This is a genomic window from Caballeronia sp. LjRoot31 (assembly GCF_964253885.1).
Lineage (GTDB): Bacteria > Pseudomonadota > Gammaproteobacteria > Burkholderiales > Burkholderiaceae > Caballeronia.
On record NZ_CAXURX020000001.1, the window covers coordinates 3,783,453 to 3,800,889 of the forward strand.

General features: G+C 59.3%; 16 protein-coding genes, 2 tRNA genes and 1 rRNA gene. 11 read left to right on the forward strand and 8 right to left on the reverse strand.

Annotation, left to right across the window (positions count from 1 at the left end; translation table 11 throughout):
- Nucleotides 1–276: 276 nt before the first annotated feature.
- From ACSQ8V_RS16920 to ACSQ8V_RS16935, 4 genes are all read right to left on the reverse strand, one after another.
- A tRNA-Ala gene (locus tag ACSQ8V_RS16920) sits at nucleotides 277–352 on the reverse strand.
- 41 nt (nucleotides 353–393) lie between these two features.
- A tRNA-Ile gene (locus ACSQ8V_RS16925) sits at nucleotides 394–470 on the reverse strand.
- A 69-nt stretch (nucleotides 471–539) separates the two neighbouring features.
- A 16S ribosomal RNA gene (locus tag ACSQ8V_RS16930) occupies nucleotides 540–2,070 on the reverse strand.
- Between the two features lie 493 nt (nucleotides 2,071–2,563).
- Nucleotides 2,564–3,841 carry an SGNH/GDSL hydrolase family protein gene (locus ACSQ8V_RS16935; RefSeq protein ID WP_436206390.1) on the reverse strand — a complete coding sequence of 426 codons (1,278 nt, stop codon included), beginning with the start codon at nucleotides 3,839–3,841 and terminating at the stop codon, nucleotides 2,564–2,566.
- 466 nt (nucleotides 3,842–4,307) lie between these two features.
- Between ACSQ8V_RS16935 and ACSQ8V_RS16940 the strand changes: the two genes are divergently transcribed.
- The gene (locus ACSQ8V_RS16940) at nucleotides 4,308–5,510 is read left to right on the forward strand and encodes a methyltransferase (RefSeq protein ID WP_436206391.1); all 1,203 of its coding nucleotides are present in this window, start codon (nucleotides 4,308–4,310) and stop codon (nucleotides 5,508–5,510) included.
- 22 nt (nucleotides 5,511–5,532) lie between these two features.
- Here ACSQ8V_RS16940 and ACSQ8V_RS16945 read toward each other — a convergent pair whose 3' ends face one another.
- Nucleotides 5,533–6,807: a TIGR03862 family flavoprotein gene (locus ACSQ8V_RS16945; protein ID WP_436206392.1), complete on the reverse strand. Its 1,275-nt coding sequence runs from the start codon at nucleotides 6,805–6,807 to the stop codon at nucleotides 5,533–5,535.
- 136 nt (nucleotides 6,808–6,943) lie between these two features.
- On the opposite strand from ACSQ8V_RS16945, the gene ACSQ8V_RS16950 reads away from it, so the two are divergent.
- Entirely contained in the window at nucleotides 6,944–8,359 is a 1,416-nt protein-coding gene (locus ACSQ8V_RS16950; protein WP_436206393.1) for a dipeptidase, read from the forward strand.
- An 88-nt stretch (nucleotides 8,360–8,447) separates the two neighbouring features.
- Here ACSQ8V_RS16950 and ACSQ8V_RS16955 read toward each other — a convergent pair whose 3' ends face one another.
- Nucleotides 8,448–8,675, reverse strand: a complete 228-nt coding sequence (locus tag ACSQ8V_RS16955; protein WP_436206394.1) for a CopG family transcriptional regulator — start codon at nucleotides 8,673–8,675, stop codon at nucleotides 8,448–8,450.
- A gap of 205 nt (nucleotides 8,676–8,880) precedes the next feature.
- Here ACSQ8V_RS16955 and paaA point away from each other — a divergent pair, with 205 nt between their 5' ends.
- The 8 genes from paaA (at nucleotide 8,881) to ACSQ8V_RS16995 (ending at nucleotide 15,127) form a co-directional block, all read left to right on the forward strand.
- Nucleotides 8,881–9,891 (forward strand): 1,2-phenylacetyl-CoA epoxidase subunit PaaA, encoded by a 1,011-nt coding sequence (gene paaA, locus ACSQ8V_RS16960; protein ID WP_436206395.1) that lies wholly within the window; start codon nucleotides 8,881–8,883, stop codon nucleotides 9,889–9,891.
- A 15-nt stretch (nucleotides 9,892–9,906) separates the two neighbouring features.
- Nucleotides 9,907–10,191 (forward strand): 1,2-phenylacetyl-CoA epoxidase subunit PaaB, encoded by a 285-nt coding sequence (paaB, locus tag ACSQ8V_RS16965; RefSeq protein ID WP_031360504.1) that lies wholly within the window; start codon nucleotides 9,907–9,909, stop codon nucleotides 10,189–10,191.
- A gap of 16 nt (nucleotides 10,192–10,207) precedes the next feature.
- Nucleotides 10,208–11,008, forward strand: a complete 801-nt coding sequence (paaC, locus tag ACSQ8V_RS16970; RefSeq protein WP_436206396.1) for a 1,2-phenylacetyl-CoA epoxidase subunit PaaC — start codon at nucleotides 10,208–10,210, stop codon at nucleotides 11,006–11,008.
- A 5-nt stretch (nucleotides 11,009–11,013) separates the two neighbouring features.
- Nucleotides 11,014–11,547 (forward strand): 1,2-phenylacetyl-CoA epoxidase subunit PaaD, encoded by a 534-nt coding sequence (paaD, locus tag ACSQ8V_RS16975; protein WP_436206397.1) that lies wholly within the window; start codon nucleotides 11,014–11,016, stop codon nucleotides 11,545–11,547.
- A gap of 8 nt (nucleotides 11,548–11,555) precedes the next feature.
- A complete protein-coding gene (gene paaE / locus ACSQ8V_RS16980; protein ID WP_436206398.1) occupies nucleotides 11,556–12,644 on the forward strand; it encodes a 1,2-phenylacetyl-CoA epoxidase subunit PaaE in 1,089 nt (362 codons plus the stop codon).
- 135 nt (nucleotides 12,645–12,779) lie between these two features.
- Nucleotides 12,780–13,595 (forward strand): DUF1835 domain-containing protein, encoded by an 816-nt coding sequence (locus ACSQ8V_RS16985; RefSeq protein WP_436206399.1) that lies wholly within the window; start codon nucleotides 12,780–12,782, stop codon nucleotides 13,593–13,595.
- Between the two features lie 35 nt (nucleotides 13,596–13,630).
- On the forward strand, nucleotides 13,631–14,236 hold the full coding sequence (locus tag ACSQ8V_RS16990; protein ID WP_213768760.1) for a TetR/AcrR family transcriptional regulator: 606 nt from the start codon (nucleotides 13,631–13,633) through the stop codon (nucleotides 14,234–14,236).
- Between the two features lie 225 nt (nucleotides 14,237–14,461).
- On the forward strand, nucleotides 14,462–15,127 hold the full coding sequence (locus ACSQ8V_RS16995) for a GNAT family N-acetyltransferase (RefSeq protein ID WP_213768775.1): 666 nt from the start codon (nucleotides 14,462–14,464) through the stop codon (nucleotides 15,125–15,127).
- 135 nt (nucleotides 15,128–15,262) lie between these two features.
- Here the strand turns inward: ACSQ8V_RS16995 and ACSQ8V_RS17000 are convergent, their stop codons facing one another.
- Entirely contained in the window at nucleotides 15,263–15,766 is a 504-nt protein-coding gene (locus tag ACSQ8V_RS17000) for an Lrp/AsnC family transcriptional regulator (RefSeq protein ID WP_213768759.1), read from the reverse strand.
- Nucleotides 15,767–15,933: 167 nt separating this feature from the next.
- Here ACSQ8V_RS17000 and hppD point away from each other — a divergent pair, with 167 nt between their 5' ends.
- Nucleotides 15,934–17,037, forward strand: coding sequence for a 4-hydroxyphenylpyruvate dioxygenase (gene hppD, locus ACSQ8V_RS17005; RefSeq protein ID WP_213768758.1), 1,104 nt, complete (start codon nucleotides 15,934–15,936; stop codon nucleotides 17,035–17,037).
- A 160-nt stretch (nucleotides 17,038–17,197) separates the two neighbouring features.
- Here hppD and ACSQ8V_RS17010 read toward each other — a convergent pair whose 3' ends face one another.
- Entirely contained in the window at nucleotides 17,198–17,389 is a 192-nt protein-coding gene (locus tag ACSQ8V_RS17010) for a hypothetical protein (RefSeq protein ID WP_213768757.1), read from the reverse strand.
- Nucleotides 17,390–17,437 lie beyond the last annotated feature (48 nt).

The following is a 17,437-nucleotide window of genomic DNA, read 5'->3' on the forward strand; positions in this document are numbered from 1 at the left end:
TTTTCTTCACCCCGCTATAGGTTGAGTATTCGTGTTGCGCCGTATTCCAAAGCAATCTTTCGATCACCTTTTCATACATTGATACAATCACAACCCTGATCCACCTACTCACACACTCATCTCTAAGTATGCTTTCGTGAATCTCTTTACTACTTCTTCCAGATTGTTAAAGAACGACAGCACAACTTAAAGCGCTATGCTTTAAGTTGCTTACTGACTGGCTCAATCGCCAATGCGTAATCACTCTCTTTATAAAGAATGCTATGCGTTGGTGATTGGTGGAGGATGACGGGATCGAACCGACGACCCCCTGCTTGCAAAGCAGGTGCTCTCCCAGCTGAGCTAATCCCCCAAGTACCTTGATGCTTGAGGGTCTGCATTTACAAACGTAAATGGTGGGTCTGGTTGGATTCGAACCAACGACCCCCGCCTTATCAAGACGGTGCTCTAACCAACTGAGCTACAGACCCTTAGCCTGTCTTCTTACAGCCGATAAGCGTGAGCGCTTTAGCACTTCACTTCAAAACGTTGAGCTCGAGAAAGGAGGTGATCCAGCCGCACCTTCCGATACGGCTACCTTGTTACGACTTCACCCCAGTCATGAATCCTACCGTGGTGACCGTCCTCCTTGCGGTTAGACTAGCCACTTCTGGTAAAACCCACTCCCATGGTGTGACGGGCGGTGTGTACAAGACCCGGGAACGTATTCACCGCGGCATGCTGATCCGCGATTACTAGCGATTCCAGCTTCACGTAGTCGAGTTGCAGACTACGATCCGGACTACGATCGGTTTTCTGGGATTAGCTCCCCCTCACGGGTTGGCAGCCCTCTGTTCCGACCATTGTATGACGTGTGAAGCCCTACCCATAAGGGCCATGAGGACTTGACGTCATCCCCACCTTCCTCCGGTTTGTCACCGGCAGTCTCCTTAGAGTGCTCTTGCGTAGCAACTAAGGACAAGGGTTGCGCTCGTTGCGGGACTTAACCCAACATCTCACGACACGAGCTGACGACAGCCATGCAGCACCTGTGTATCGGTTCTCTTTCGAGCACCCCCACCTTTCAGCAGGGTTCCGACCATGTCAAGGGTAGGTAAGGTTTTTCGCGTTGCATCGAATTAATCCACATCATCCACCGCTTGTGCGGGTCCCCGTCAATTCCTTTGAGTTTTAATCTTGCGACCGTACTCCCCAGGCGGTCAACTTCACGCGTTAGCTACGTTACTAAGTCAATGAAGACCCAACAACTAGTTGACATCGTTTAGGGCGTGGACTACCAGGGTATCTAATCCTGTTTGCTCCCCACGCTTTCGTGCATGAGCGTCAGTATTGGCCCAGGGGGCTGCCTTCGCCATCGGTATTCCTCCACATCTCTACGCATTTCACTGCTACACGTGGAATTCTACCCCCCTCTGCCATACTCTAGCTCGCCAGTCACAAATGCAGTTCCCAGGTTAAGCCCGGGGATTTCACATCTGTCTTAACGAACCGCCTGCGCACGCTTTACGCCCAGTAATTCCGATTAACGCTCGCACCCTACGTATTACCGCGGCTGCTGGCACGTAGTTAGCCGGTGCTTATTCTTCCGGTACCGTCATCCTCCCGCCGTATTAGGGCAGAAGTTTTCTTTCCGGACAAAAGTGCTTTACAACCCGAAGGCCTTCTTCACACACGCGGCATTGCTGGATCAGGGTTTCCCCCATTGTCCAAAATTCCCCACTGCTGCCTCCCGTAGGAGTCTGGGCCGTGTCTCAGTCCCAGTGTGGCTGGTCGTCCTCTCAGACCAGCTACAGATCGTCGCCTTGGTAGGCCTTTACCCCACCAACTAGCTAATCTGCCATCGGCCGCCCCTATAGCGCGAGGTCTTTCGATCCCCCGCTTTCTTCCGTAGATCGTATGCGGTATTAATCCGGCTTTCGCCGGGCTATCCCCCACTACAGGACACGTTCCGATGTATTACTCACCCGTTCGCCACTCGCCACCAGGGTTACCCCCGTGCTGCCGTTCGACTTGCATGTGTAAGGCATGCCGCCAGCGTTCAATCTGAGCCAGGATCAAACTCTTCAGTTCAATGCCTGTTACTGTTTTCTATTCTTGCGAATAGGTCGCTCACTCAACGTACTGACAAGTTCCTCCCATCTTCCCTTTCGGAAAGACGCTCAAAACCTACCTTAATACTAGTGTGAGACTTGATACTTTCGCTTCACGGCAGCATCTCCCGAGAAACCCCGGAAAACACCACCACGCTTCTCAGCAAAACACCAAGCGCCCACACTTATCGGCTGTTAGTTTTTAAAGAACATTCGCCCAAACCGCAAAGTCCCAACCCTCGGACCCCGCCGCTTTCGCGTCGCTGCTCGTGCAGCACAGAAACGAGATTATGTAGCATCTTTTTCTCCCTGTCAACAAGTTTGTGAGCGTTTTGCTTTCAAACTTACCGACTTTCGAGCCGCTTGTTTCTTTAGCGGTCCTCGTTGCGAAACGAGGAGGCGAATAATAGGTGATGGCGTCCACTAAGGCAAGGGCATCTTCAAACTATTTTCGGGAAAGCCCTAACAGCCGTTCAACGTCCCTTCGCCAGCCCCATTTCGTCGATGGGAACAGCGTCCGACATGGCCGTATAACCCGCGTCGCTGGGATGGATATGGTCGCCGCTATCGTAGCGCCGCTGAAGGCGCTCCGGATGGGCCGGGTCCCGTAGCGCCTGGTCGAAGTCGATCACACCGTCGAACGCATGGCTTGAGCGGATCGAATCGTTCACTGCCGTCCTGATCGCCTCACGTTCCGGCGGCAGTGAGGCCGGCGTCAGGGTTGCCCCATAGATCCGGACCCCGCGCTGGTGAGCCTGCGCAATCAGCCGTTGATACCCGCGCAACAGCGAATCGGCGGTCACAGGCGTATGGGGATCGTCGCAATCCAGGCCGGCGTGCGGGGGCATCGCGGGGAAATTGATGTCGTTGATGCCGATCATCAGGATCACCGCACGTACCCCGGGTTGGCGCAATGCGTCGCGGTCGAATCGGGTCAAAAGCGCATCGCCGTAACATGGCGACCCGCTCAGCAAGCGATTGCCGCTGATTCCCGCATTCACGACCGCGGTGCCGTCGATGCCCTTTTGCGTCAGCCGGCGCGCCAATGCGTCGGGCCAGCGACGGTTCGCGTTCGGCGTGGAGCGCATGCCGTCGGTGATGGAGTCTCCGATTGCTACCAGCGCCCGCGCCGGCGCTGCGTCGACGGAAACGCTCGTCAGCCACACGAATTGCGTGAAGCGGGTGCGGAACGCGGCGGCGTCGGTATCGGAGGAATGGTTGCCTGGCGTCGATACGTAATTCGTCTGGTTCGCCACCCTATGCCACGCGGCCATTTTTTGGCCCGCTCCCATATAAGTGCTGACGGCGAGCGGCTGGTGGGCGGAGACGTCGAAGGCGATCGGGTCGCTGTCCATCTGGCCACCCGGCGCGATGGTCACGCCCTGCTTGCCGGCAAACGTCACCGGACGGCTAGTGCCCGCTCGAATCGCTGCCGCATTACCTGATACAGCGCGCGCTACTTGCACGCCCTCGATCACCAGCGGCGCAGTGCCATACACATTGCTCAGGCGCAGTCGAACGTGCCGCCCGTCGATGGCGGGATAAACAATCTGCCGCACCGTCCGGCCGCCAATCTCAGGCGCGCGATACAGCGCCGGCAAATCCGCCCGCTGCGGAATTGCCTGTAACGCCGTGCCCCAGGCGCTGACCCAGTGTTCGGCCGGCGCGTCGTCGGCGAGAGCGCTGGTGGATGACAGCAGGGAAGCAAACAGTGTCGCGGCGGCAACGGCGGAAAGGGCGCGAAAGTTCATCGGGGAACGGGTGTTTTTGAGGGAAAAAACGATTGTGCCTGAACAGGCAAACCAGGCGCTTACAGTTCGGCGGATGCTCCATGGCTACTTATTGGCCACTCGACCTGGCTCGTGGCGCACCTTTCGGGCACGGGTCGGGACGTTGCCCGCGGACACGCCGACGTCCGATACCCGGTAATGCCACCGAACACACCCTTCGCCCACCCGCCGTGCCCGGCTTCCGGGCACGGCGCCAGGACGTTGCCCACAGACACGCCGACGTGCAATGCACCGCGATTCCAGCCAACAAACCCTTCATCTACCTGCGAAAGGCCGGTTTGCGGGGCGATCGAAATCTCTTTTCCCGACTCCGAAGTCGTACCCATCCGACGGCTTTTGTCGTCGAAAATCGGACCATTTTGTGAAAAACCCTCAGAATGTCGGCATTCCGCCTCGCGGTTCTCACTTTGTCCGGTACTTATTCAGCATGCATTCCAAAACTTCTCCCAGCACCAGCGCCGCACCCTCCCAGATCCAATGGGAGGAAAAAGGCGAGAACCGTTCGGCGCTCTGGCACTCGGAAAGCGGAATCGCGCCGCCCAAACGCGTGGTGATCGGCGATGACCAGATGACCGCCGACTCCGCCTATCGGCTGGCATGTGAAGGCACGGCCATTCTCTGGCGCGGCGATTTCCAAAACGCTCGCCAGTTGCTGCAGGCGGTTACACGGCGTATCGAAACGCGGCCGAAAAAGTCCGCCAAGGCGAAAACGAAGGAACGCAGCGCCGCCCCCGATGCACCGCCGGCCGCGCCGCCCGCTCCCGCCGAGGCATTCAATTTGCATCGGCTCGCCCAGTCGCAGCGGGCGCGCACGCTCGGCATGCTGCTGTTGCCGCTGGACGCCGAATACGCCATTCCGCTACGGCGCGCGCCGGTTGTGAAGGAGGCGTGTGAAGAAGCATATGGCGCGGCGGCCGGTGAGTCGGTTGTGTCGCTGCGGGAGGTGCTCGGGCTGGTCGGCGCGCACGAGTGGCGCAAAAAGGGCGTGGACGTCGAGGCGCTCGGTGCGCGGATCCATCCTTACTATGGCGTGTTTTCGCCGGTGCGCGGCGAGTACATCAAGCTGGTGGCGGATCAGCCGCTGCCATCGAAGGAACTGGCTTTCGATATCGGCACCGGCACAGGCGTGCTCGCCGCTTTGCTGGCTCAGCGCGGCGTGAAGCGTGTGATTGCGACGGAGATCGATGCCCGAGCGCTGGCCTGCGCGCGCGAAAACATCGAATTATTGGGGTATGAACAGCAAGTGAAGGTGGTCGAGGCCGATCTGTTTCCGGAAGGCCGCGCGCCATTGATCGTCTGTAATCCGCCGTGGCTGCCAGCCCGGCCGAGTTCGGCTATTGAACACGCGATCTACGATCCGGAAAGCCGCATGCTGCGTGGATTTCTCGATGGCCTCGCGGCCCATCTGACGCCGGGCGGCGAAGGCTGGCTGATTCTTTCCGATATAGCGGAACATCTTGGCTTGCGAACACGGGCGGAATTCCAGGAGTGGGTCGACCGTGCCGGGTTGAAGACGGACGGCCGGATGGATATTCGTCCGCATCACCCCCGCGCCGCCGATAAAACCGATCCGCTTTATCACGCGCGCTCGGCCGAGGTCACATCGTTGTGGCGTCTTGTGCCGGCTTGAGTTTCTTCTTCGGCGCTGGCGTTCAGGCGGGCTTGGCGCCCGTCTTCACATAAGCCAGCGCCGCTTCGCCCGCTACCAAACCGCTCGCAAAACACGCCGTGAGCAGATAACCGCCCGTCGGCGCTTCCCAGTCCAGCATCTCGCCCGCGCAGAAAACGCCGGGCAGCGCGTCGAGCATCAAGTGCGAATCGAGCGACTCGAACCTCACGCCGCCCGCACTGCTGATCGCTTCGGCGATTGGCCTTGGGCGCGTCACGGTCAGCGGCAACGCCTTGATACGTTGAGCGAGGCGCGTGGTATCGGAGAAATCTTCGCGGTTCAGAACCTCTCGCAGCAAACCCGCCTTTGCACCCGTCAGGTTCAGACGGCTCTGCAAATGGCTCGACATGGATCGAGCACCGCGTGGATGCGTCACTTCATCGTGAACACGCTGCGGCGTCAGAGCCGGCAAGAGATCAAGGAAAAACGTGCCGTCACCGGCGGCTAGACGATCGCGAATGCGCGCGGACATCGCGTAGATCAGACTGCCTTCAATACCAGTTGATGTCAGCAAGCACTCGCCCGCACGCCAGTCGATACCGCCCTCTCCCTCTTCCCGCGGCAAACCGATCGCCACGGCTTTCAGCGGCTCGCCTGCAAAACGGCTGCTGAAGTGCTCGCTCCAGTCGATATCGAAACCACAATTTGACGGCTTGAACGGCGACACGCCCACGTTGCGTGCTTCCAGGTTAGGAATCCACGTGGCGTCCGAGCCGAGTCGCGGCCAGCTCGCGCCGCCCAGCGCGAGGACGACAGCATCGGCTTCAACCGAGCGCTCGCCTTCAGGCGTGGCGAACCGCAAAAGGGGTAAAGCTTCGTCACCCCAGCCAATCCACTTATGCCGCATATGGAACCGTACGCCCGACCCGCGTAGCCGATGCAACCAGGCACGCAGCATCGGCGCGGCTTTCATGTCGGTGGGAAACACGCGGCCCGAGCTGCCAACGAACGTTTCCACGCCCAATCCGTGAACCCATGCGCGTAACGCGGCGGCATCGAAACGGCGCAGCAGCGGTTCAATTTGCGTCCGGCGCTCGGCGTAACGCGAAAGGAATAGCTCGGCGGGTTCCGAATGCGTGAGATTCATGCCGCCCTTGCCGGCCATCAGGAACTTGCGGCCGACCGACGGCATGGCGTCATAGAGATCCACTTCGATACCGCCCGCCGCCAGCGCTTCCGCAGCCATCAAGCCAGCAGGGCCGCCACCGATAACGGCAACGCGCGCGTGAGGAATTTCGGAGAAGGATGGTGACGGCATGCGGGGACACGATTGAAAGCGAAACAGCATTGTCGCATTCGGTGTCTGTGAACCGCGAGCGGGGCCGGAACCGAACTGCGTTGACCTTGCCGCTCGCTGCATAATCCGGCGAGAACGATCAAAAAAGGAGATGTCGATGGAAATCGATTGGTCGAGGATCCGTTCCGGTGAGGCCGATAGGCTGCATGACGTGGCAGTCGAGATATCTGGCTGGATGATTCCGCTCGAATTGTCATCTTGCGTCGATTACTTTCTGCTCGCGGCCGACGCTCCGTGCTGTTCGGGATGCACACCGGCCGATCCGCGATCGAGTATCGAAGTGATTGCCACTTCGTTGATTCAGGTGCAGGACGGGCCGCTGACGATTCGCGGACGACTTCGCCGTTTGATCGACGATCCGGCCGGTTGGCACTATCAACTCATCGATGCCTGCGTGACCAGCCAGGACAGGCCATTCAGCCGGCGTGCGTTCCTGGCATCGACTGCCGCGCTGGGTTTGGTGGCCTGCGCGCGTGGCCGCTTCGCCGGATATATCGACAATCCGGACGCGCAGGTTTCCGCTCAAAGCTGGCGCTCGACCGGCGCGCTGACGATGGACATGCACAGCCACGCCGGCCGGGTAACCATCTCCCGCGATCCGTCGATTGGCGCCAACCGCCCTTTCGCTCCGCTCGCCGCACCCATGCGCAGCGGCGGCATGAACGTGGTCACGCTGGCGATCGTCACCGATACCGTGGTCACGCGGGTGTCCTCCGATCGGAAGCGCATCGAGGCGTATCGGCCGCCCGCGCCCGGCGAACTCTACTCGCTCGGTCAAACCGAGTTTGTGCGGGTGCACGCGTTGATCGAGCGCGAGCAATTGAATGTGATTACCAGCAGCGCGTCACTGAAAGCCAATGCGAACGCCGGGCCGAGCGCGATCATCGCTTCGGAAGGGGGTGATTTCCTGGAGGGACAACTGGATCGCGTGGATGAGGCGTACACGCAGCACCAGTTGCGCCACCTGCAAGTGGTGCACTACCGAGTGAACGAACTCGGCGATATCCAGACTGAGGCGCCCCAGCACGGCGGTTTGACGGATTTCGGCGCGCAAGTGGTCAGGCGATGCAACGACCTTGGGATCGTTGTCGATGTCGCGCACGGCACGTTCGATCTCGTTAAACGGGCGGCGTCGGTGTCGTCGAAACCATTGGTGCTATCGCACACGGCGCTGTCCGCGCATCCCGGCGGCCGAAGCCGGCTCATCAGCCCCGACCACGCCCGCGCCGTCGCTGATACGGGCGGCGTAATCGGCATCTGGCCAAATTCCGGAACATTCCGGGATTTGCAGGCAATGGCGGAAGGCGTCAAGCGGATGGCCGATCTGGTCGGTGTCGACCACGTCGGCATGGGTACGGACATGCGGGGATTTATTTCTCCGCCGGTTTTCACCCACTACGGCCAGTTGCCCGACTTTGCGAACCAGCTCCTTGCCGCGGGATTCTCGAACGAAGAGACGGGGAAGATTCTTGGGGAGAACTACAGGCGGGTGTTTGAAGCGAGTGTGGGGTAGACGGTCGAGGAATGGATGAACGGAAAGGTGCCGTTCACCCTACGGGCTCGTCCAGACTCCACCGCCCGGCAATTACGACGCGGTCACGCTAGATAGAGGCTCGTGATGTTTCTGCTTTGGGCGTGGGCAGTTCGCTCGATGTATCGAGACTGTCCAACCATTGATCCATCGCGTCCATCGTCACCGTACGGCCCGCATCTACATCCCCCAGGCCTTCACGTATCGCCTCCCTTTCGAGTTCATTGGCCCGCCTCTTTACCTCGTCGGCCAGATTAATCGCCGCCTGCACATCCACGGACTTCATCGCAATGGTCATAAGCGCCTCGCTGATAAAAATTTACTCAATCTATTAGTCTGAGCATTAAGCCCGTTCCAATACTGCTGCTTCAAAGTCATGCTATCAGGGCAAGAAACACCTTCCGCCCTCGTCTCCCCACGTCTATCTCAAAAAATAACTATTAACCGACCGGACGGTCGGCTTATAATTGCCGCACAGTGACTTCCTAGAGCGAGCGATCGTCATGTACACGCAATCCCTCGATATCCCCGGCAACGTGCAGTCCATCGATCCGGCGTCCACATCGCCGGAACTCAGCCGTTTTGACGCCGTGATGGCCGCCGACGGCAAGATCGAACCGCAGGACTGGATGCCCGATGCCTACCGCAAGACGCTGGTCCGCCAGATCTCGCAGCACGCGCATTCGGAAATTGTCGGCATGTTGCCCGAGGGCAACTGGATTTCCCGCGCGCCGAGCCTGAAGCGCAAGGCGATCCTGCTCGCGAAGGTGCAGGACGAAGGCGGCCACGGCCTCTATCTATATAGCGCAGCGGAAACCATGGGCGTGTCGCGAGACCAACTCGTCGACGCTTTGCACGCCGGTCGAGCCAAGTATTCGAGCATTTTCAATTACCCGACGCCAACCTGGGCGGATGTTGGCGTGATCGGCTGGCTGGTGGACGGCGCGGCGATCATGAACCAGATTCCGCTCTGCCGCTGCACGTATGGCCCGTATGCGCGCGCCATGATCCGCATCTGCAAGGAAGAATCGTTCCATCAGCGCCAGGGTTTCGACGCACTGCTCTCGATGATGAAAGGCACGGAAGCCCAGAAGGAAATGGTCCAGCAGGCGGTGGACCGCTGGTGGTGGCCAGTGCTGATGATGTTCGGCCCGAGCGACAAGGACTCCATCCATAGCGGCCAGTCGTTTAAATGGGGCATCAAGCGGATATCGAATGATGATCTGCGGCAGAAGTTCGTCGATGCCACCGTCGAGCAAGCCAAGATTCTCGGCGTCACGCTGCCCGATCCCGACCTGAGATGGAACGAAGAACGGCAGGCGCACGACTACGGCGAGATCGATTGGGAAGAATTCTGGCGCGTCGTGAACGGTGACGGCCCCTGTAATAAGGAACGCCTCGCCACGCGAGTCAAAGCACACGACGACGGGCTCTGGGTTCGCGAAGCCGCGCTGGCCTACGCCGCGAAGCAAGCCGCCAAACAAGCCGCACGCGCCCAAAAGCAAGCTGCATAAAGGAAGGAGCGACAAATGAATAACGAATGGCCGATCTGGGAAGTGTTCGTGCGCAGCAAGCAGGGTCTCGATCACAAGCATTGCGGCAGCCTGCACGCACCGGACGCACCGGGCGCGCTGCGCATGGCACGCGATGTCTACACGCGTCGTCAGGAAGGCGTGAGCATTTGGGTGGTGCCATCGGCGGCAATAACGGCCTCCGATCCCGCCGATAAAGCCGAGTTCTTCGATCCCGCCGGCGACAAGATCTACCGTCACCCCACGTTCTTCGTGCTGCCCGACGAAATCAACCACATGTGAGCGAAGGGTCAAGCCCATGACAACGCCCCAACATCTGTCCTATATATTGCGTCTCGCCGATAACGCCCTGATCCTCGGCCAGCGCAACGGCGAATGGTGCGGACACGGCCCGGTGCTCGAGGAAGATATCGCGCTGGCCAATATCAGCCTCGACCTGATCGGCCAGGCGAGATTGCTGTACTCGCACGCGGCCACGCTCGATGCCGAGCTTTACGGCACGAAGAAAACCGAAGACGACTACGCGTATTTCCGCAACGAACGCGATTTCCGCAATTACACGCTGACCGAGTTGCCGCATGCGGGTCCGCTGTCGGGCACGGCGCGCTCGGATCGCGACTACGCGGTGACGGTCGTGCGCAACTTTCTTTATTCGACGCTGATGGCGCATCTGTGGACAGCGCTCATGCAATCCACCGACGCGCAACTTGCGGCAATCGCGTCGAAGTCGATCAAGGAAACGCGTTATCACCTGAATCACGCGAGCGACTGGCTGCTGCGTTTTGGCGATGGCACCGATGAATCGCATCGCCGTGCACAGGCGGCGGTGGATTACCTGATGCCGTACACCCGCGAGTTTTTCAGTACCGATGATGTGGAAACGAGCATCGCCGATGCGGGTATCGGTCCGCTGACCGCCGATCTGGAAACCGCGTGGCGTGAAGACGTGGATGCAACGCTTGCTGAGGCCACGCTGCAAAAACCCGCCGATGCCAAACACGTGAGCACCGGCAAGCTCGGCGAGCATTCCGAGCACATGGGTTTCCTGCTCGCGGAATTGCAGAGCCTCGCGCGGCAGCATCCCGGCGCGAGCTGGTGAACTCGATGATGATGACCGCCGCCGAAGCCTCGCTCGATCGCGTATGGGAAGTGCTCGACGCCGTGCCCGATCCGGAAATTCCGGTGGTCTCCATCCGTGAGCTAGGCATTCTCCGCGATGTCCGCCGCGCCGCCGACGACACATTGGAAATCGTCATCACGCCCACGTATTCCGGCTGCCCGGCGATGTACCAGATCGCCGAAGACATTGGCGCGGCGTTGAACGAAGCGGGCTTTACGAAGCATCGCATCGACACAGTGCTGGCGCCGGCGTGGACCACCGACTGGATGACCGACGCAGCCCGCGACAAGCTCAGGCAATACGGCATCGCCCCGCCAATGGGCAATTGCGGTTCAAACGAACACGCGCCGCAAGAACGGCCAATCCGCTTCGTGCCGCGTGTCGTGGATAAACCTGCGTGCCCGCGCTGCGGCTCATCGCATACCGAACGCCTGACCCAATTCGGCTCGACCGCGTGCAAGGCGCTGTATCGCTGCATGGATTGCCGCGAGCCGTTCGACTACTTCAAACCGTACTGAAAACGACCATGGCGACTCCGCAATTCCACTCACTGCGCATCCGCGACGTCCGTCCCGAAACCGCCGACGCCGTCACGGTTTCCTTCGATGTCCCCGAAACCTTGCGCGACGCATTTCGCTTCACGCAAGGCCAGTTCGTCACGTTGAAGACGCATATCGACGGTGAGGAAACGCGGCGCTCGTATTCCATTTGCGTCGGCGTGACGGATTACGATCGCGACGGCGAATTGCGTATCGGCATCAAGCGCGTGCGAGGTGGCCGCTTCTCGAACTTCGCCTTCGATACGCTGAAACCCGGCCATGAAATCGAAGTGATGACGCCCGATGGCCGCTTTTTCACCCACTTGAACGCCGATCACGTGAAGCATTACGTGGCCTTCTCGGGCGGCTCGGGTATCACGCCGGTGCTCGCGATCATCAAGACGACGCTGGAAATGGAGCCGACAAGCCGCTTCACGCTCATCTACGGCAACCGCAGCGTGGACGCGATCATGTTTGCCGAGGAACTGGAAGACCTGAAGAACCGCTTCATGAGCCGGTTTTCGCTGTATCACGTGCTATCGGACGATTTGCAGGACGTCGAGTTGTTCAACGGCGTCCTGAACCAGGAAAAGTGCGCGGCATTTTTAGAATCTCTGGTTCCCGCCAATGCAATCGACGAAGCCTTCATTTGTGGCCCCGGCCCGATGATGGACGCCGCCGAAGCCGCGCTGAAAAACGCGGGCGTGCCGCCCAGGCAGGTTCACGTCGAGCGGTTCGGCACGCCGTTGCCGCAAGCAGGCGTGCCCGCAATCGAGATCACCGACGACACCCCCGCCGCGGATCTGGAACTCATTATCGATGGAAAAAAACGCAAGCTGCGCCTGCCGTATCAAGGCGTGAGCGTGCTCGACGTCGGATTGAAAGCCGGGCTTGCGCTGCCCTATGCCTGCAAGGGAGGCGTGTGCTGCACGTGCCGCGCGAAGGTGCTGGAAGGCGAAGTGCGCATGGAGAAGAACTACACGCTGGAACAGCATGAGATTGACGCGGGTTTCGTGCTGACCTGCCAGTGCCACCCGGTTTCGGACCGTGTGGTTGTGAGCTATGACGAACGTTGAATGCCGGGTTGGCCGATCGCGCTGATTCGATTCGCTTACACTAGGGGTCGCCCGTTCCGAATGCGATGTGCCGCGCCTCGTCGCCGCACACGCCGCGCGCGGGCAGCCTACTTACGTTTGCGGTCACCGTTACTGATGAGCACGATCCACGTTACCAACGGCGATCACGCCGCCGAGATTCTTCGCGAAGCCTTGCAAACAGCGGCCCGCGATGAACGCGTCATCCCGCTAAAGGACGACCTGGCGGTCGGCCAGTTGAGGGGCATCGACGACAACCCGGAAGCCCGGGCCCTGTTCTGGCAGCAGGTGCTGAACGAACAGAAGTTCGACTTCATATCGAAGCTCAAGGAACAGGACGCGCTCCTGCGCGACCTCGCGCAGGACGACGGACAGGTCGTGATCTGGCACGGCCAGAGCGCCAGTGACCAGTTGACGCTGCGACGAGTGGCCTACACGCTGCGCAACGCGCCGCAGCGTTTGAATGAAGCCAAGCTAACCCATGAAGACCTGCCCTTCGTCACCGCTGGCGACGGCACGCAGCGGCGCCGTGGCCGTGAAGACGGCGCGACGGCAGTCGGCATGTTCACGGCGGCCGAGCTGGGCGCCAAGCTGCCGACGGCCGCGCCCATTTCGGTGTTGCGCATCAGCCGTCTTGCGCTGGAATGGCAGGAAGTGAAGCAGATCAATAGCGAGACTCGCCGATGGCGTGACAACACGTTCATTTCCGGCACCTATTCCGATGTCGATGAAACCATCCTCCAGATAGCCAGCGACGGCTGGCACGAAGCGCGCCGGCTCGCCGGAGAGGTGATGGGCTCGAGCTTCGGCTTTCTGGTCAGCGATTCCATCGCGTTCTGGCGCTGCCGCGAACTCGTCGCGGTGGGTAAACTGGAGATTCGTGGCGATCTCGCCAAAATCGCCGAGGCCAAACTTCGTCGCGCGACGCATTAGAATCCCCGATCGATCCAGCAATTCTCCGAGACTCAATGGCCCGTACAAGAGCGCCCGACCACGACACCCAACGCGAGCAGATCCTCGAACTCGCCGCCGCCAAATTCGCGCAGACCAGCTACCCGAGTACATCGATGGCCGATCTGGCTGCGGCCAGCGGCACCTCCAAAGCGCGGCTTTATCACTATTACGCGAGCAAGGAAGCCATCCTTTTCGACCTGCTCGACCGCTACACGAAGCGGTTGATGCTGATCATCGCGGAAGTGGAGGGAGCAAGCCAACGCCGCGGATTGACGGAGCGCGAGGCGTTCGCCGAGCTGATTCGCGCGTTTCTCGCCGAGTACGAAACGTCCCATAGCCGGCACGTTGCGTTGCTCAACGACGTCAAATATCTCGAAGACACGCAGCGTGAAGTCGTGCTGGAACGCCAACGCGGCATTGTCGCGGCGTTCGCCCGGCAACTTGCGCGCGCGTATCCGAAACGCGCGACGAAAGAGAACCAGACGGCGCTCACCATGATGGTGTTCGGCATGATCAACTGGACCTTCACGTGGCTTAAACCCGATGGAAAGCTGGGTTATCGTGAGTTCGCGGAGCAGGTTGTGGGCGTGATCGAGCACGGGATGAACGGCGATAACTGAGTGAAATGGTGCGTTGCGCCATTTCACCGCCATAAGATGTCCGATTCACGCAACACCGGTTAAGTTACTGTTTATAAACGCATTTAATCCAAATTATTTGAAAGTTAGACAGGACACTCCACAGTCTATTACGGGTTTTCCCTAGTACTCTCACCTTGGTTCGGCTAAAATTCGTTTTGCGACGCACCATGTCGCGCGACGAATCAAGGAGCCACCATCGTGAACATGCCTTTCTACCGCCACACTGCATCGATCTTCGCAGCAGCCGATCGTTCGCAAACGGCTGCCGGTCGTTCGCCCGTTCTCGTCCGTGAGTTGTCCTCGAGCGACCGCGAGCGTCTCCTCAAACACTTCCTCGCTCTCGACGAAGACGACCGCCTCCTGCGCTTTGGCCAGATCGTGCCGGATCGTGTGATCGAGAACTACGTCGCAAATATTGATTTTTCGTGCGATACGGTTTTTGGTGTCTTCGACGAACAGTTGAACGTGGTTGGCGTTGGTCATCTGGCTTATTTGCCGGCCGAAGGCGACAAGCGCACGGCGGAGTTCGGCGTGTCGGTGCTGGAAAGTGCGCGTGGCCGTGGAGTCGGTAGCCGCCTGTTTGAGCGCGCCGCCATCCGCAGCCGCAACACGCATGTTTCAATGCTCTACATGCATTGTTTGTCACGCAACTCGACCATGATGCACATTGCGAAGAAGTCGGGAATGAAAATCGAGTATGCGTATGGCGAAGCGGACGCTTATCTGTCGCTCACGCCCGCCGACCAAGGCAGCATTCTCACCGAGATGTTGCAGGAGCAGGCAGCGGTCTTCGATTACGCGGTCAAGCGCCAAGCGCGCCGGGCATCGCAAATGTTTCAGGCGTTCATGCCTACTGCCGACGCAGCCTGATATCAGGACCTCGAGTCCAGAGTCCCCAGGCAAATCAGCAAGCATGCGCAAAAGCACGAAAGGCGGCGAAAGCCGCCTTTTTTGCGTCTGGAGTTTTGGGATCGATCGTTTGGCCCGGAAACTTTATCGAAGCCTTTATCGAATCGGCAGCGCCGTCGTCTCCTTGAAGCGCTCCAGCGAGAAGCTGCTTTTAACGTCGATCACTGATGGATGGTGCAGCAACTCGTCCTGCATGAAGCGCGAAAAATGCTCCATGTCTTCCACCTGGACGCGCAGCAGATAATCCATGTCGCCGGTCATCGCGTCGCAGGCCACGACTTCCGGCCACGCGCGCACGGCTTCGCGAAAGCGGTCGGCGTGCGTCGGCGGGTTTTTCATCCCCGCTGATATCGCCGTCCCGCCGCGCTTCTCCAGACGCACGTTCACGTACGCGAGCAATCCGAGTCCAAGCAGACGGGGCTCCAGCAGCGCCACGTAACCGCGAATCACGCCCTCTTCCTCCAGCCGCCGGATTCGCCGCAAGCAGGGACTCGGCGAAAGGTTGACCTGATCGGCGATATCCTGGTTCGACAGCCGCCCATTCACCTGAAGAATGGCGAGAATTTTTCGATCGATGGCATCGAGTTCGACCTGAGCCATTTTCTGCCTCCGATAGCCGCTTTGACGGCATAAACATGCGTTATCGTAGTTATATGCGATTTACTTCGCAAGTATCCACCGTGCTTCCGTCGATAAACTTTGTCTCAATAAGCACCGGTTAATCATCGAATCACATCGAATCATCGTCGCGGTTCAGGAGACAAAGCATGCAGGCAACGACTTGGGACAATCCCGTTGGCACGGATGGTTTTGAATTCATCGAATACACGGCGCCGGATCCCGTGGCGCTCGGGCAATTGTTCGAGCAAATGGGGTTCACCGCGATTGCCCGGCATCGTCACAAGAAAGTGACGTTGTATAGGCAGGGCGAAATCAACTTTCTGGTGAACGCCGAGCCTGATTCCTTCGCGCAGCGGTTCGCGCGCCTTCACGGTCCGTCGATTTGCGCAATCGCCTTCCGCGTCGCCGATGCAGGCAAGGCGTACAAACGCGCGCTCGATCTCGGCGCGTGGGGCTTCGATAACAAGACCGGTCCGATGGAACTGAACATTCCGGCGATCAAGGGCATTGGCGATTCGCTGATTTACTTCGTGGACCGCTGGCGCGGCAAGAATGGCGCGCAGCAGGGCAGTATCGGCGACATCAGCATCTACGACGTCGATTTCGAACCCATTCCCGGCGCCGAGCAAAATCCGGTTGGTCACGGGCTGACGTACATCGACCATTTGACGCACAACGTTCATCGCGGACGGATGATCGAATGGGCCGAGTTCTACGAGCGTTTATTCAATTTCCGCGAGGCGCGTTACTTCGACATTGAAGGCAAAGTGACCGCGGTCAAGTCGAAAGCGATGAGTTCGCCGTGCGGCAAGATCCGCATCCCGATCAACGAGGAAGGCTCGGATACGTCGGGGCAAATCCAGGAATATCTCGACGCCTATCATGGCGAAGGCATCCAGCACATTGCGCTGGGCAGCGATGATATCTACAGCACCGTCGACAAGCTGCGCGGCGCGAAAATCTCGTTGCTCGACACCATCGACACGTATTACGAGCTCGTCGACCGGCGCGTGCCGAATCATGGCGAATCGGTAGCGGAATTGCGCAAACGCAAGATCCTGATCGATGGCGTGCGGGACGAAATCCTGCTGCAGATTTTCACGGAAAACCAGATCGGCCCAATCTTCTTCGAGATCATTCAGCGCAAGGGCAATCAGGGGTTCGGCGAAGGCAATTTCAAGGCGCTGTTCGAATCGATTGAACTCGACCAGATACGGCGTGGCGTAGTGAAGGACACGAGCGCCAGCTAAAGCGCGCTGTGCAAATAAAAATGCCGGGGATCCAAAGATCCTCGGCATTTTTTTGTTCATTGGCGATTGGGAACATCGCGAGTAACCGCATTGGCGACGCGCGTGGGAGTCAGGACGCGGGCTGATTCGAGTTCACCGGCCGTTCACATCATCCAAACTTTCAAGCGTCGGCGTCGTCCTTGTTTTCCGCCGTCTGCTTGCTCGAAACCTGTTCAACCCGAACCTGTGACATTCGCGGTATGCCGGAGATCGTAGCCTCCGATCCAGCCGGGTTGCCAACGCGAACCGGCGCGTTCATCGCAAAAAATGCTGCGGAAACCATCAAAAAGCTCTGGATGTATCGTTGTTTCACTGCTTCCTCCTTCAACTGCGTGCATCGGTGTGTCCAGCAATCGTGCAC

Coding starts and splice junctions, on each gene's coding strand:
- ACSQ8V_RS16935 (WP_436206390.1), bottom strand. CDS start 3,841: ATGAACTTTCGCGCCCTTTCCGCCGTTGCCGCCGCGACACTGTTTGCT.
- ACSQ8V_RS16940 (WP_436206391.1), top strand. CDS start 4,308: ATGCATTCCAAAACTTCTCCCAGCACCAGCGCCGCACCCTCCCAGATC.
- ACSQ8V_RS16945 (WP_436206392.1), bottom strand. CDS start 6,807: ATGCCGTCACCATCCTTCTCCGAAATTCCTCACGCGCGCGTTGCCGTT.
- ACSQ8V_RS16950 (WP_436206393.1), top strand. CDS start 6,944: ATGGAAATCGATTGGTCGAGGATCCGTTCCGGTGAGGCCGATAGGCTG.
- ACSQ8V_RS16955 (WP_436206394.1), bottom strand. CDS start 8,675: ATGACCATTGCGATGAAGTCCGTGGATGTGCAGGCGGCGATTAATCTG.
- paaA (WP_436206395.1), top strand. CDS start 8,881: ATGTACACGCAATCCCTCGATATCCCCGGCAACGTGCAGTCCATCGAT.
- paaB (WP_031360504.1), top strand. CDS start 9,907: ATGAATAACGAATGGCCGATCTGGGAAGTGTTCGTGCGCAGCAAGCAG.
- paaC (WP_436206396.1), top strand. CDS start 10,208: ATGACAACGCCCCAACATCTGTCCTATATATTGCGTCTCGCCGATAAC.
- paaD (WP_436206397.1), top strand. CDS start 11,014: ATGATGATGACCGCCGCCGAAGCCTCGCTCGATCGCGTATGGGAAGTG.
- paaE (WP_436206398.1), top strand. CDS start 11,556: ATGGCGACTCCGCAATTCCACTCACTGCGCATCCGCGACGTCCGTCCC.
- ACSQ8V_RS16985 (WP_436206399.1), top strand. CDS start 12,780: ATGAGCACGATCCACGTTACCAACGGCGATCACGCCGCCGAGATTCTT.
- ACSQ8V_RS16990 (WP_213768760.1), top strand. CDS start 13,631: ATGGCCCGTACAAGAGCGCCCGACCACGACACCCAACGCGAGCAGATC.
- ACSQ8V_RS16995 (WP_213768775.1), top strand. CDS start 14,462: ATGCCTTTCTACCGCCACACTGCATCGATCTTCGCAGCAGCCGATCGT.
- ACSQ8V_RS17000 (WP_213768759.1), bottom strand. CDS start 15,766: ATGGCTCAGGTCGAACTCGATGCCATCGATCGAAAAATTCTCGCCATT.
- hppD (WP_213768758.1), top strand. CDS start 15,934: ATGCAGGCAACGACTTGGGACAATCCCGTTGGCACGGATGGTTTTGAA.